Consider the following 13,226-nt stretch of genomic DNA (forward strand, 5'->3'; position numbering starts at 1 on the left):
TGGTTGCCCGGCAGCGTCGCACGGGCGCGCCCGGCCCGCATGCCTACGCTGACCCTCCCTGATCGACGAGCGGAGAGGCGTGCCGTGACCGCGACCGACCCGTCCCGCGACACGCCGGACGGCCCCCAGCCGCGGCCCGCCGTCCCCACCAACCGGCCCCGCCCCGCCGGCGCCCCCCGGTCCGTCCCGAGCCGCCCCCCGGGGCAGCACGCCGTCGTCGACTGCGCCGTCTACGTCGACGGTCGCCGGCAGGCCCCGGTGGAACCCGGGATGGCGCTGCCGACCGCCGTCGAGCGGGGCGGGTTCGTGTGGCTGGGGCTGTACGAGCCGAGCCAGGGCGAGCTGGAGTCCATCGCCGCCCGCTACGGGCTGCACCCGCTGGCGGTGGAGGACGCCGTGTTCGCCCACCAGCGGCCGAAGCTGGAGCACTACGACGACGACCTGTTCATGGTGCTCAAGACGGCCACGTACGTGGAGCACGACCGGCTGACGGCGACCAGCGAGGTGGTCGACACCGGCGAGGTGATGGTCTTCGTCGGCGCGAACTACGTGATCACGGTGCGGCACGGCAAGCACAGCGACCTGACCGACCTCCGCCGCCGCCTGGAGCAGGAGCGGGAGCTGTTGTGCCTCGGCCCGGCGGCGGTGCTGTACGCGGTGGCCGACCTCGTCGTCGACACCTTCGTCGAGGTGGCCGACGCCGTGCAGGACGACGTCGACGAGCTGGAGGCGTCGGTCTTCAGCTCCGAGCGCACCGACGACATCGGCCGGCTCTACCAGCTGAAGCGGGAGCTGATGGCGCTGCGCCGGGCGGTCGCGCCGCTGGAGGTCCCGCTGCAGAAGCTGTCGGAGCGCCAGATCGACGTCGTCCCCGAGGCGATGCGCTCCTACTTCCGCGACGTGCTCGATCACGCCATCCGGGTCCGCGACGGGGTCACCGGCCTCGACGAGCTGCTGTCGTCGATCCTGCAGGCGTCGCTGGCCCGCACGCAGATGACCGACAACGAGGACATGCGCAAGATCTCGGCATGGGCGGGCATCATCGCCGTCCCCACCGCGATCGCCGGGATCTACGGGATGAACTTCGAGTTCATGCCGGAGCTCGAGTGGCGCTACGGCTACCCGCTGGTGCTCCTGGTGATCCTGCTGTCCTGCGCGTTGCTGTACCGGGGCTTCAAGCGCAACGGCTGGCTGTAACACGGCCTTCCGCGGCTCACGCGCCGCCCGCTCGCCGCTCGACCGAGGCATAGGAAGCTTTCCCCACGTCTTCGCCGCCGAGACGTGGGGTTTGCTTCCTATGCCTCGACCGTCCGCGGCGGATCGCGCGGTCATCCACACCGCGGCCGGTTTCCACAGGTCGCCAACGCCCACCGCTGAGGGCTGCTGGACCCCGCACCTTCCAGCGATGCAGTGGAGTGACCTCATCAGCGCCGTCCTGGCGCAGCACGGCGGGCTGGCGACCCGCCGCGACTTGCTGGCCCGCGTCCCCGAGACGGTGCTGGACGGGCATGTGGGCCGCCGGACCCTCATCCGCGTCTTCCCGCACGTCTACGTCCGGGCCGGCACCGCGGTATCCGACGACCTCCTCCTCCGGGCCGCGCTCCGCCACACCGGACCGGTCGCGGCGCTCAGCCACACGACGGCGCTGTCCGTGTGGGGCCTGGTCCCCCTCGAGCGCCCCCTACACCTGACGGTCGACCAGTCCGTGCGGAGAGCTGGGTCCGTCGATCTCGTCGTCCATCGTCGGATCGGCTTCCGACCGGAGGCTCCTCAGTGCGTCGAACGGAACGGGCTGCGGGTGACGACACTCCCCCGCAGCCTCGTCGACGCCTGGCCGCTCCTCCCGGTGCCCGACCGGCGACCCCTCCTCCTCGATGCGGCGCGCCAGCGCGTCGTCGCACCGGAGCCCCTCAGGCGAGCACTAGCGGAGCGACCCAACGTGGGCGGTCACCGCGCGCTGGCCGAGGCCATCGACCTGGTCGAGGACGGCTGCCAGAGCGAACTCGAGGCGCACGGCGTCCTGAACGTCTTCCGGCACCGCTCACTGCCGAAGGGCGTCGGGCAGTACCGGCTGGATCTTCCTCAGGGCCGGGTGCGCCTCGACCGCGCCTGGCCGGAGGTCAAGCTGGCGGTCGAGCTGGATGGGGCCAAGCACCACACGTCACCCGAGGACCGCCGCCGTGACCTAGCACGGGACACCGCGCTCGCCGCGATGGGGTGGGTCGTGCTCCGGTTCACCTACGCGGACGTCCTGCGCGACCCGGAGGGCGTGCGTCGTCGCGTCCTGGAGGTGTACGCCGCGCGCGCCGCCCAGCTGCGAGTCGGGAGCAGCGCCCAGGCATAGGAGGCTTTCCCCACGTCTGCGTGGCCAGGACGCAGGGAAAGCCTCCTATGCCTCGGACGTCGAGCCGCCCTTCGCGGCGACGACGGCGTCGTAGACCGTGCGCCGCGGCAGCCCGGTACGGACGACGACGGCGCGGATCGCGTCCTTGCGCGTGGCACCCGCGGCCTCCTCGGCGGCGACCTCCGCGGCGAGCTCCGCGGGCGTCCGCTCCACCGCCACCTCGGGCGCTCCGCCGACCACCAGCGTGATCTCCCCGCGCACCCCCTCGGCGGCCCACGCGGCGAGCTCCGCCAGCGAGCCGCGCCGGATCTCCTCGTAGGTCTTGGTGAGCTCCCGGCAGACGGCGGCGGGCCGGTCCGCACCGAGGGCCGCGGCCGCGTCGGTCAGCGCGTCGGCCAGCCGGTGCGGGGACTCGAAGAAGACCATCGTGCGCCGCTCCCCCGCCAGCGCCGCCAGCGCCGAGCGCCGCTCCCCGCCCTTGCGCGGCAGGAACCCCTCGAAGCAGAACCGGTCGACCGGCAGGCCGCTGACCGCGAGCGCGGTCGTCACCGCCGACGGGCCGGGCACGGAGGTGACCGGCACGCCGGCGTCGATCGCAGCCCGGACCAGCGTGTACCCGGGGTCGGACACCGACGGCATGCCCGCGTCGGTGAGCAGCAGCACCGTCGCCCCGCCGGCGAGGGCGTCCAGCAGCCCGGGCAGCCGGGCGAGCTCGACCGACTCGTGGAAGGTCACGACCCGGCCGGTGAACGTCACCCCCAGGTCGGCGGCCAGGCGGTGCAGGCGGCGGGTGTCCTCCACGGCGAGGACGTCGGCCGAGGCCAGCACCTCGCGCAGCCGCGGGCCGACGTCGCCGGGCTGCCCGAGCGGCGCCCCACCGAGCACCAGCCGTCCCGTCACGGCGCCGAGCCTGTCACGGCTCGACGGCCGGCCGCCCCGGACCCAGCGGCCGGCCGCCCCGGGCCCTCCCCCAGCGGGCCCGGCACGGGCCCGCGAGTGCGGCGGGGACGGGCCGGCCGGTCACTACCCTGTGCCCCATGGCGGTCCTGGCTCCCGAACGCGCGGAGCAGCAGCCGGCACCGCGCCCGCCGAGGCGGCGCCTCCCGCTCCGCCGGCTCGACCGCATCCCGCCGCTGCCCGGCGACAACCGGCTGGCCTGGGTGCTCACGGCGGTCCTGGGCGTGGCCACGTTCGTCAGCCGGATCTGGGACATCAGCTACCCGCGCGACCTGCTCTTCGACGAGGCGTACTACCCCCCCGAGGGCCAGGAGCTGCTGACCTGGGGGCACGAGTACAACCGCGGCTACACTTTCATCGTCCACCCGCCGCTGGGGAAGTGGCTGATCGCGCTCGGGATCAAGGCCTTCGGCTACGACTCCTTCGGCTGGCGCGTCCCGTCGGCGGTCGCGGGCACGATCGCCGTCGTCGTCCTCGTCCGGCTGGGCCGCCGGCTGACCGGCTCGACGCTGCTGGGCCTGGTCGCCGGCCTGCTGCTGGCGCTGGACGGGTTCTCCTTCACCCTGTCGCGGATCGGCCTGCTCGACGTCTTCCTGCAGGTCTTCGTGCTCTCCGCGGTCGCCTGCCTGGTCGTCGACCGCGACCGGGTGCGCGCCCGCGTGCGGGCGCTCGGCGAGGTGCCCCGCGCCGGCTTCCCCCTGGGCCCGCGCGGCTGGCGGCTCGCCGCGGGGTTCCTCTTCGGCTGCGCGTGCTCGGTCAAGTGGAGCGGCGTGTGGTTCCTGGCCTTCGCCGCCGTCCTGTCGCTGTTCTGGGACCGCGCCGCCTGGCGGGACGCCGGCGTTCCGCGGCCGACCCTCGTCGCGCTGCGCAGGGGCCTGCCGGGGGCGGCGTGGGCGCTGGCCGCCGTGCCGGTGCTGACCTACGTCGCGAGCTTCACCGGCTGGTTCCTCGGCGAGACCTCGCAGGGCAAGGCGTGGGCCCAGCAGAACCCCGACACCGCCTTCCCGTGGATCCCCGACGCCGTGCGCTCGCTGTGGCACCAGCACGCGGAGTGGCTGGACTTCCACACCGGCCTCTCCTCGCCGCACCCCTGGGAGTCGGGCCCGTGGACGTGGCTGGTCAACGGCCGGCCGATCCTGCTGTGGAACCCGCAGGGGCTGACCGACTCCGGCGGCGACCAGGTGGTCCGCTACATCCTCATGGTGGGGACGCCGACGCTCTGGTTCGCCTTCGTCCCCGCGCTGCTCTGGCTGGCCTGGCGCGTCGCCGCCCGGCGCGACCCGGCGGCGATCCTGCTCGCGGTGGTGATCGCCGCCGGCTGGGGCACGTGGTTCCTCGACGCCGACCGCACCATGTTCGTCTTCTACATGGCGCCGGTCGTGCCGTTCTTCGTGCTCGCCGTGGTGCTCGTGCTGCAGGACGCGCTCGGCCCGGCCACCGCGTCGGCCACCCGCCGCCAGGCCGGGCTGGCGGCGGTCAGCCTGTACGTGGGCATCGTCGCGGCCACCTTCGTCTTCTTCCACCCCGTGCTCACCGGGCAGCCGCTGTCGCACGAGGAGTGGCTGGCGCGGATGTGGTTCCCCTCCTGGTTCTGAGCCTGGCCCCGCTCAGTACCTGCGGTCGATCACCTGACCGGTGCGCGCGTCCCAGGTGATGTAGCCGCGCTCGAAGTCCGACCGCCGTCCGCCGGGGATCGAGTACTCGCCGCTGATCGGGTAGCCCAGGTAGGACAGCTCCCATCCCAGGCCCCGCCAGCGGGCGAGGATCGCCCCGTAGACGGCGTGGGCGCCGGTCCGCGGCGTCCAGTAGATCGAGCCGCCCTCGAAGTGGTTGAAGCGGCCGATCCGGTCCGGCGTCGACGTCTCGTCGGTCAGCGGGAAGGCCAGCAGCCCGCCCTCCCAGCCCATCCGCGCCCAGGCCTGGTAGATGGCGCCGTACACGCTGCGCGGGCCGAAGCCGGGCCGCCAGTAGATGCCGCCGTTCTGGAAGTCGTTGTACCGCCCGCGGCCGTTGGGCGTGGTCAGCTCCGAGGTCCTCGGGTAGCCGTGCGGGCCGAGCTCCCAGCCCAGCGCCGCCCACAGCCCGCGGATCTCGCCGTACACCGCGTGCGCGCCGGTCTCCGGCGTCCAGTAGACCGACGAGGTGTTGAGCCGGAAGTGGTTGTACCGGCCGCGGCCGTCGGGCGTCGTCGTCTCGTCGGTGACCGGCTCGCCCAGGACGACGTGGCCGCCGATGGCGAGGTAGGTCATCAGGATGGCGCCGTGCACCTCGCGCACCCCGGCGGCCGGTGACCAGTACAGGCGCCCGAACTGGTGGATGCGGTACCGCACGGCGGCGTCGCCGGACTCCACGGCCGTCGGTTCGCCCAGGAGGGTGCGCAGCGCCGGCTCGGCCGCGTACCGCCGGTCGATGGGCGTCAGGTAGGTCGAGGCCAGCGTGAGGTCGCCGTCGGGCATCACGAGGTCGCGCTGCCGGGGGGCGCCGTCGTTCCACCGCTCGAACGTGGCGACGTCGTCGCTGGCCACCGCAGCGGCGGCGATCGAGACCCGGGCGCCGGCGGTGACCTGCGCGGTCGATCGCGCCACCCCGTTGACGGTCATGGCGGCCGGGACGGAGGCCGTGAGCGTGAGGGTGCGCAGCCGCGGCCGGGCGACGAAGCTCGCCTCGGTCCGGACGCCGCGGGCATCGGTCGCCGAGGCGACGACGGACAGGCTGGTCTGGTCGCCGTGGTCGTCGAAGGGCCGGTCGAAGACCTCCCCGGGGAAGGTCTCGCCCGGGTGGTCGTGGCAGTAGTCGGCGCTGCAGTGCACGACGAGGATCCGCCAGGTGACGGTCAGCGGCGCGCCGGCGGAGTCCCTCGCGGTGGCCCGGGCCTGGACGCGGTTGCCCACCGCGAAGGTGGTCGTGGGCGCCGGCGCGGTGAGCACGAGGGTCGGTGCGGCCGCCGCCGGCGCGACCGTGAAGTCCTTCGTGCCGGTGGCCCCCAGGGCGTCGGTCACGGTCAGCCGCACCGTCGTCGTCGCCGGCGCCGTCGCGGGGTAGGTCCTGCTCACCCGCACCCCGGTGCCGGTGGTGCCGTCCCCGAAGTCCCACCGGTAGGTCAGGGCGTCGCCGTCGAGGTCGGTGGAGCGACTCGCGTCGAAGGAGACCGTCCGGGTGGCGGCGTCCGTCGTGAACGTGGCATCCGCCGTGGGCGGCCGGTTGCCCGGGACGTAGACCAGGCGCCTGAGCACGCTGCCGCCGATGTCGGCGTAGACGATGTCGCCGTTGGCGGCCGTGGCGAACGCCGCTGGCAGCCCGTTCTCGCCGCCGAAGCCGGCGGCCTCGGGCTCCCGGGTCACCCGGCCCTGGGCGTCGTAGCGCAGCGTGTAGATCCGCCCCGACGCGTAGTCGCCGAAGAAGTAGGCGCCCCGGTAAGCCTCCGGGTAGGACGACCCCGTGTAGACGATGCCGCCGGTGACGCTGGTGCCCATCGGCCCGTGCACGTAGGTGTACAGCGGGGCGGCGTTGGTCACGCCCGCGCAGCCGGGCAGGTCGCGGTAGCCCCCGGTCGTGGTGGCGCCCTCCCAGCACGGCCAGCCGTAGTTGGCGCCGGGCCGGACGAGGTCGACCTCCTCCCAGGTGTTCCAGCCGACGTCGCCGACGACCGGCGCGCCCGAGGTCGGGTCCAGGCTCATCCGGAACGGGCTGCGGAACCCGCTGGCGTACACCCGGCTCCGCCACGACTGCGGGGCGGCCGCGTCGTAGTACGGGTTGCCGGGGACACCGCGGCCGTCGGGCAGGACGTGCAGCACCTTCCCGTAGCCCTGGTCGACGTCCAGCGCGCGCAGCGCCAGCGGGTCGACCACGCGGAAGTCCGCGGCGTCGCCGACGGTCACCCACAGCGTGCCGTCGGCCGCGACGACGATGTCGGTGAGCGCGTGGACGTCGGCGTCCTGCCGCAGCTCGAAGATCACGCGCTCGGCGGCGAGCCCGGTGGGCTCCGGGGAGCCGGTCACCGTCCACGAGCTCAGCCGCGTCGTCCAGAGGCCGTTCACGTTCAGCGTGCGGGCCGTGTAGACCCGCTGGGACGTCGGGTAGTCCGCGGCGACCGCGATGCCGGTCAGCCCCAGGTCGGAGGTCGTGACGACGGCGAGGGTGGCCAGCGTCCGGGGTGCCCCGGCGGCCGAGACCCAGGCGACGCGGCCGTTCTTGCCCGTCGTGAGGTAGCTGCCGTCGGGCAGGAACTCGACGTCGGTGAGGACCTCGCTCTGGCCGCTGGGCAGGTCGCGGACGACGAACCCGGCGGGCAGGTACGGCGCGGCCGACGCCGTCCTCGCCGGGAGCACCGCGAGGACCCCCGCGACGAGGGCGAGGACGAGACCCCAGCGCAGCGCGAGCCGGACGACGGCCGGGCCCGCACGTCGCGTCTCCATGGTCACGGAGTGTGATCGCCTGTCGACCGACCTGCCCACCCGAACGCCGCCGTCTCCCCGGATCCGGCCGCCCGGGGGCGCCGACATCGGCGCTGCGCTCCGCGGGAGGACCCTCGTCGTCACAGTCAGTGAGGAAATCGACGCGCATCGCCCCTCGCCGGTGCGGTCGTCCCCTACGGTGGCCCGGAGGAGCCGACGAGGGGACGACGATGACCAGCGCTGCTGCCCGGCCCGCCGTGCTGACCGAGCTGGACGGCGACGTCTGGCGGATCACGCTGGATCGTCCGGAGACGGGCAACGCCATCGACCCGCAGCTGGCCGCCGAGCTCGCCGCCGGGTTCCGCGCGCGCCCCGACCCCGCGCGGACAGTGCTGCTGCTGGCGAACGGGCCGCGGTTCAGCGTGGGCGGCGACGTGCGGCTGTTCGCCGCGGCCGACGACCCCTCCCGGGTGGTGGGGCAGCTCGCCGAGGAGTGGCACGGGGTGGTGCGTGCGGCGCTCTACTCGCCGGTGCCCGTGGTGGCCGGCGTCCAGGGCGCGGTGGCCGGCGCCGCGGTCGGTCTGATCGGCGCCTGCGACATCGTGCTGTGCGCCCGCTCGACGAAGATCCGGCCGGCCTACGGGGCCATCGGCCTCTCGCCGGACGGCGGCACCTCCTGGGCCCTGACCCGGGCCCTCGGCGCCCCGCGGACGCTCGACCTGTGCCTCACCAACGGCTCCCTGACGGCCGCGGAGGCCCACGCCGCCGGCCTGGTCGCCCGCCTGGTCGAGGACGAGGAGGTGCACGACGCCGCGATCACCCTCGCGCACGCCGTGGCGGCCGGTCCGGTGCGCGCGATGGTGCGCACCCGCTCGCTGGTCCGGCAGGCGGCGATCACCACCCTGGAGCAGCAGCTCGACGAGGAGGCCCGGCTCATCGCCGAGTCGGCGGGCGACCCCGAGGGGCGCGAGGGCATCCGGGCGTTCGTCGAGAAGCGCAGCCCGGACTTCCGCGACGCCCGCTGACGGTCAGCCGGCCGCCCGGCGCGTCCGGGCCGCTGCGGCCAGCTCCGCCAGCACCGCCTCGGTCGTGGCGGGGTCGACGCACGCGTCGGTGATGCTCTTGCCGTACTCGAGCGCCCCCGGATCGCGCTGGTCGAGGTCCTGACGCCCGGCGACGAGGTTGCTCTCCAGCATCACGCCGCGGATGGCGGTCTCGCCTCCGGCGATCTGCCCGGCCAGGTCGTGCACCACCTCGACCTGCCGCCCGGAGTCCTTGCGGCTGTTGCCGTGCGACGCGTCGACGACGAGCACCTCGGGCAGACCGCGCCCCCGCAGCGCCGCCCGGGTGGACGCGACGTGCGCGGCCGAGTGGTTGGGGCCGGTCTTGTCGCCGCGGAGGATGACGTGGCCGGTCTCGTTGCCCGTCGTCGACAGCTGGGCGGTCATGCCGTGCCGGTCCACGCCCAGGAACTCGTGCGGCGCGCGGGCCGCCACCACGGCCTGGACGGCGACCTCGATGCTGCCCTCGGGCGAGTTCTTGAACCCGATGACGGAGGAGAAGCCCGACACCCGCTCGCGGGCGGTCTGGTCGGTGACGTTGCGGGCGCCGACGCCGTTGTAGGTGACCAGCCCGTCCACGTACTGCGGCGTGAGCGCGTTCAGCGGCTCGGCGGCCACGGGGACGCCCAGGGCGGTGATCCGGCCCATGAGCATCCGGGTCGCGACCAGTCCGACGCTGATCCGGTTGGAGCCGTCCAGATAGGGGTCGTAGGCGAACCCCTTCCAGTCCACCTCCGTGCGGGGCTTCTCGGTGTAGGTCCGCATGAGGATCTCGAGGTCCGCGCCGTGCCGCGCCCGCATCCGGGCGACGAACTCCGCGTACTCCAGCGCGGCGGCCGGGTCGTGGATCGAGCAGGGCCCGACGACGACGGCGAGCCGGGGATCGGCACCGGCGACGATCCCGGCCACCGCGCGGCGCCCGGCCCGCGTCGTGGCGGCGGAGGCGGCCGTCAGCGGCAGCACGGTGGCCACGGCCTCGGGGGTGACGACGACGCTCAGCCCCGCGATCCGGCTGTTCACCAGGTCGGCGACGTCGACCGGGTCGGCGTCCGCGAGGCCCAGCCGGCGCCGGACGTCGGGCATGAGGCTCGCCTGCAGCAGGTCGACCTGGTCGTTGACCCGCTGCTGCACGGCCAGCAGGTGCTCGGCGATGCGCGCCGCCTCGGCCAGCAGCCGGCCGGCCGGCACCTCGGCGCCCTGGTCCTGGTGCGGCATGCGCCGTCCTCTCGTCGTGGTGCGGGAGGCGCCCCCCGGACGGGGCGGCGCCTCCCCTGCGACGGTACGAGATCGCGCGACGCCGGCGTGCGGCCGGACGGCGCCACCTCGGGCCCGGGAACGGCTCAGGGCGCCCTCCGCGTGGAGGACGCCCTGAGTGTCAGCGGGTGGAGCTGAGGGGATTCGAACCCCTGACCCCCTCGATGCGAACGAGGTGCGCTACCGGACTGCGCCACAGCCCCTGACGGGAGCCAAGAGTACCGGCCGCCGTGCCCGGCGCCGCCACGGGGTGGCGGCGCCGGGTGTGTCGCGGGTGGTGCCGCTCAGCCGTTCGCGACGCGACGCGGTTGGTACTCGTCGATGTCGGCGAATCCGATGTCGTCGTCGTCCAGGCCGACGACGGCGCTGTTCTGCCAGCCGGCCGGCGCCCCGGTGCGGCCGCCGACCACGCGGCCCGGGCGCAGCGGGTGCACGGGCGCCAGCGGGAGGCTGGGGTGGCGCAGGCCGACGGTGTGGTGCGCCGGCTCGACGGCGACCTCGAGGTGCTCCTCCTCGACCGCGGCCGGGACCGGGCGGGCGGCGCGCCGCGCGGCGATCCGGGCGGCACGCCGGGCCGCGGCCTGCTCGCGCCGGGCCGCGGCGCGCAGCACCGCGAGGTAGGCCACCACCGCGACGTCGAGCAGAACCTGCACCGCCCAGATCCACGGCGCCACGACGACCGCGCCCACCAGGGCGAGCACCGTCAGGGCGACGAGCCCGGCGAGCGTGCGCCGCCGGACGGCGTGCACGTCGACGCGCAGCTCCCCCGTCTCGAGCAGCGCACCGCGGTCGATCTCGACCCGCTCGGTGGAGGCATGCACCACCGGGTCGATCACCCGCCGGCGCTGCAGAGTACGGCCGGAGTCACTTGCCATCGGTCGGCTCCGCTCGTCGCCCCGGGTGACCACCATCGGCACCAGAACGACGAACCAGAGGACGACCAGAGCGGCCAGCAGCACACCTGATCCCATGGAGAACACCACCCGTCACACGAGTCACTTGCCGCGGCAGGTTATGCAGGTCGGACGCGCATCCGCGGGAGGCGCGCGGTGTGTCGCCGGAGTGTTGTGTGACGGGAGTGCCGCCGGAGCGGCGTGTCGACACGGCGACCCGGGAGGACCGGTCGGTTCCGTGCTAGGCGGCGACCCCCGATACCCACCGCGGGCGCGCCTCAACCGTCGCCCCGCGCGAGCCGGCGACCGAGCACGCCGCCGGGGAGGTCCTCGGCCAGCAGGGCGTACGTGTAGTGGTCGCGCCAGTCCCCGTCGATGTCCAGATAGCGGCGGAACAGGCCCTCGCGCCGGAACCCGAGGCGCTCCACCAGCCGCTGGCTGGGGCCGTTCTCCGGGCGGATGTCGGCCTGGATGCGGTGCAGCCCCACCGGACCGAAGGCGTGGTCGCACACGAGCGCCACCGCCAGCGAGGCCATGCCGCGGCCGGCGACGGCGCTGTCCACCCAGTAGCCGACGTTGCCCGAGCGCAGCGCCCCCCGGACGACGTTGTCGAGGGTCACCTGACCGGCCAGCCGCCCGTCCACGCGGATCACGAACGGCAGGCAGAGGCCGATCCGGGCCCGCTGCAGCACGCGCCGCCGGACGGCCCGGTAGGCCGTCGGCGTGTGCCGCTGCGCCCACGACTGAGCGGAGCTGGGCTCCCAGCGCGTCAGCCACTCCTCGTTGGCCAGCCGCACCCGGCTCCACTCCGCGGCGTCGGCGCGCCGCAGCGGGTGCAGCTCGACCGGCCCCCAGCGCAGCGTGGCCGGCCAGCCGGGCCGGAGCGCCGGATCGCTCAGCACCGCAGGCTCGCGCGCACCGTCAGCCGCCGAGCAGCAGGGGCATGACGGTGACCAGCCCGCCGGCCGAGACCTCGGTGACGTCCTCGTCCACGACGATCAGGCAGTTGGCGCGCGCCATGCGGGCGAGCATGGCCTCGTCGCCGTCGCCCAGCGGCTCGACCACGTACCCGCCGTCGGGGTGGCGCATGACCTGGCCGTGCAGGTACTGGCGGTATCCCAGCGGCGAGTAGACCGGCTGCGCGGCGATCGCCTGCACGGTGCGGCGGAACAGCTGCCGCTTGCCCAGCATCAGCCGGATCGCCGGGCGGACGAACACCTCGAACGCGACCAGCGCCGCCACCGGCTCGCCGGGGACGACGATGACCGGAACCTGGTTGTGGCCGATCCGGCCGAACGCCTGCACGGTCCCGGGGTACATCGTCACGGGACGGAACCGGACGTCGCCCAGGCCGGCCAGGGCCTCGCGGACCATGTCGCCCTCGTCGGCGAACGTGCCCGAGATGAGGATCAGGTCGCTGCGCAGCGTCTGGCTCTCCAGCACCTCCGACAGCCGGCGCGCGTCGGCCGGCACGATGCCCGACCGGTAGGCGTCGGCCCCGGCGTCGCGGGCGGCCGCGGCCAGCGCGTAGCTGTTGACGTCGACGGCCTGGCCGGGCGCCGGGTCGCTGGCGATGTCGACGAGCTCGCCGCCGCCGGAGAGGATGCCGACCCGCGGCCGCGGCCGCACCAGCACCCGCTCGCGGCCGACGGCGGCCAGCAGGCTGATCTGCGCCGGCCCGATCGGTGTGCCGACCGCGACCGCGGGGGTTCCTGCGGCGACGTCGTCCCCGGCCCGGCGCACGTAGTCCCCCGGCCCCACCGCGGCGTGCACGGTCACCGTGACCACGCCCCGGTCGGTCCACACGGCCGGGACGACGACGTCGGCGCCGCCGGGCAGCAGCGCGCCGGCGGCCACCTTCTGCGCCAGGCCGGGGCCGATGGACGACGGGCCGGCCGCCCCGGCGGCGGTCTCCCCCACGACCGCGAGCCGCACCGGCGCCTCCAGGGTCGCCGCGGCCACGTCGTCGGACCGGGCGGCGTAGCCGTCGAGCGCGGACTGGTCGTAGGCCGGCAGCGCCCGCTTGCTCACGACCTCCTCGGCGCAGAGCAGGCCCTGCGCGTCGAGGACGGCGAGCTCGATCGGGTCGGGCTGGGGCACCGCGGCGAGGATCTCGTCCAGGTGCTGCTCGACGGTGCGCGGCAGCGTCGACTCGTGCGCGGCGGGGGGCGGCGGGACCGCCGAGGCGTCGATCTGGGCGGTGTGCTGCACCCCGCCCCCGGCCGGCACCGAGGTCCCCGAGCGCAGGTCGAGCGCGGTGGTGTCCCGGTGCTCCCGCACGGTCGCCCCGGCGCTGTCGTCGTCCACACCCATCACGACTCTC

General features: G+C 74.8%; 10 protein-coding genes and 1 tRNA gene. 4 read left to right on the plus strand and 7 right to left on the minus strand.

Annotated elements, in window-relative coordinates; translation table 11 throughout:
• Positions 1-84: 84 nt before the first annotated feature.
• Both corA and BMY88_RS09000 read left to right on the plus strand, forming a co-directional pair.
• Positions 85-1,197, plus strand: a complete 1,113-nt coding sequence (gene corA / locus BMY88_RS08995; RefSeq protein WP_244524551.1) for a magnesium/cobalt transporter CorA — start codon at positions 85-87, stop codon at positions 1,195-1,197.
• A gap of 208 nt (positions 1,198-1,405) precedes the next feature.
• Positions 1,406-2,344 (plus strand): DUF559 domain-containing protein, encoded by a 939-nt coding sequence (locus BMY88_RS09000; RefSeq protein ID WP_091942286.1) that lies wholly within the window; start codon positions 1,406-1,408, stop codon positions 2,342-2,344.
• 45 nt (positions 2,345-2,389) lie between these two features.
• On the opposite strand, the gene rsmI is transcribed toward BMY88_RS09000, so the two are convergent.
• On the minus strand, positions 2,390-3,244 hold the full coding sequence (rsmI, locus tag BMY88_RS09005; RefSeq protein WP_091942289.1) for a 16S rRNA (cytidine(1402)-2'-O)-methyltransferase: 855 nt from the start codon (positions 3,242-3,244) through the stop codon (positions 2,390-2,392).
• Positions 3,245-3,381: 137 nt separating this feature from the next.
• On the opposite strand from rsmI, the gene BMY88_RS09010 reads away from it, so the two are divergent.
• Positions 3,382-4,896, plus strand: coding sequence for a dolichyl-phosphate-mannose--protein mannosyltransferase (locus BMY88_RS09010; protein WP_091942291.1), 1,515 nt, complete (start codon positions 3,382-3,384; stop codon positions 4,894-4,896).
• A 12-nt stretch (positions 4,897-4,908) separates the two neighbouring features.
• Here the strand turns inward: BMY88_RS09010 and BMY88_RS09015 are convergent, their stop codons facing one another.
• Positions 4,909-7,716 carry a PQQ-dependent sugar dehydrogenase gene (locus BMY88_RS09015; protein ID WP_091942293.1) on the minus strand — a complete coding sequence of 936 codons (2,808 nt, stop codon included), beginning with the start codon at positions 7,714-7,716 and terminating at the stop codon, positions 4,909-4,911.
• Positions 7,717-7,925: 209 nt separating this feature from the next.
• Between BMY88_RS09015 and BMY88_RS09020 the strand changes: the two genes are divergently transcribed.
• Complete coding sequence (locus BMY88_RS09020) at positions 7,926-8,720, plus strand: enoyl-CoA hydratase/isomerase family protein (RefSeq protein ID WP_091942295.1); 795 nt, start codon at positions 7,926-7,928, stop codon at positions 8,718-8,720.
• 3 nt (positions 8,721-8,723) lie between these two features.
• On the opposite strand, the gene BMY88_RS09025 is transcribed toward BMY88_RS09020, so the two are convergent.
• The 5 genes from BMY88_RS09025 to glp form a co-directional block, all read right to left on the minus strand.
• The gene (locus tag BMY88_RS09025; protein WP_091942297.1) at positions 8,724-9,971 is read right to left on the minus strand and encodes a 3-deoxy-7-phosphoheptulonate synthase; all 1,248 of its coding nucleotides are present in this window, start codon (positions 9,969-9,971) and stop codon (positions 8,724-8,726) included.
• Positions 9,972-10,139: 168 nt separating this feature from the next.
• A tRNA-Ala gene (locus tag BMY88_RS09030) sits at positions 10,140-10,213 on the minus strand.
• Positions 10,214-10,294: 81 nt separating this feature from the next.
• The gene (sepX, locus tag BMY88_RS09035; protein WP_091942299.1) at positions 10,295-10,981 is read right to left on the minus strand and encodes a divisome protein SepX/GlpR; all 687 of its coding nucleotides are present in this window, start codon (positions 10,979-10,981) and stop codon (positions 10,295-10,297) included.
• Between the two features lie 200 nt (positions 10,982-11,181).
• Positions 11,182-11,805 carry a GNAT family N-acetyltransferase gene (locus BMY88_RS09040; protein ID WP_244524552.1) on the minus strand — a complete coding sequence of 208 codons (624 nt, stop codon included), beginning with the start codon at positions 11,803-11,805 and terminating at the stop codon, positions 11,182-11,184.
• A 19-nt stretch (positions 11,806-11,824) separates the two neighbouring features.
• Complete coding sequence (gene glp, locus BMY88_RS09045) at positions 11,825-13,216, minus strand: molybdotransferase-like divisome protein Glp (RefSeq protein ID WP_091942301.1); 1,392 nt, start codon at positions 13,214-13,216, stop codon at positions 11,825-11,827.
• Positions 13,217-13,226 lie beyond the last annotated feature (10 nt).

This window comes from Trujillonella endophytica (assembly GCF_900110555.1).
Lineage (GTDB): Bacteria > Actinomycetota > Actinomycetes > Mycobacteriales > Geodermatophilaceae > Trujillonella > Trujillonella endophytica.

Coding starts and splice junctions, on each gene's coding strand:
- BMY88_RS09020 (WP_091942295.1), top strand. CDS start 7,926: ATGACCAGCGCTGCTGCCCGGCCCGCCGTGCTGACCGAGCTGGACGGC.
- BMY88_RS09000 (WP_091942286.1), top strand. CDS start 1,406: ATGCAGTGGAGTGACCTCATCAGCGCCGTCCTGGCGCAGCACGGCGGG.
- BMY88_RS09025 (WP_091942297.1), bottom strand. CDS start 9,971: ATGCCGCACCAGGACCAGGGCGCCGAGGTGCCGGCCGGCCGGCTGCTG.
- glp (WP_091942301.1), bottom strand. CDS start 13,216: ATGGGTGTGGACGACGACAGCGCCGGGGCGACCGTGCGGGAGCACCGG.
- sepX (WP_091942299.1), bottom strand. CDS start 10,981: ATGGGATCAGGTGTGCTGCTGGCCGCTCTGGTCGTCCTCTGGTTCGTC.
- BMY88_RS09010 (WP_091942291.1), top strand. CDS start 3,382: ATGGCGGTCCTGGCTCCCGAACGCGCGGAGCAGCAGCCGGCACCGCGC.
- BMY88_RS09015 (WP_091942293.1), bottom strand. CDS start 7,716: ATGGAGACGCGACGTGCGGGCCCGGCCGTCGTCCGGCTCGCGCTGCGC.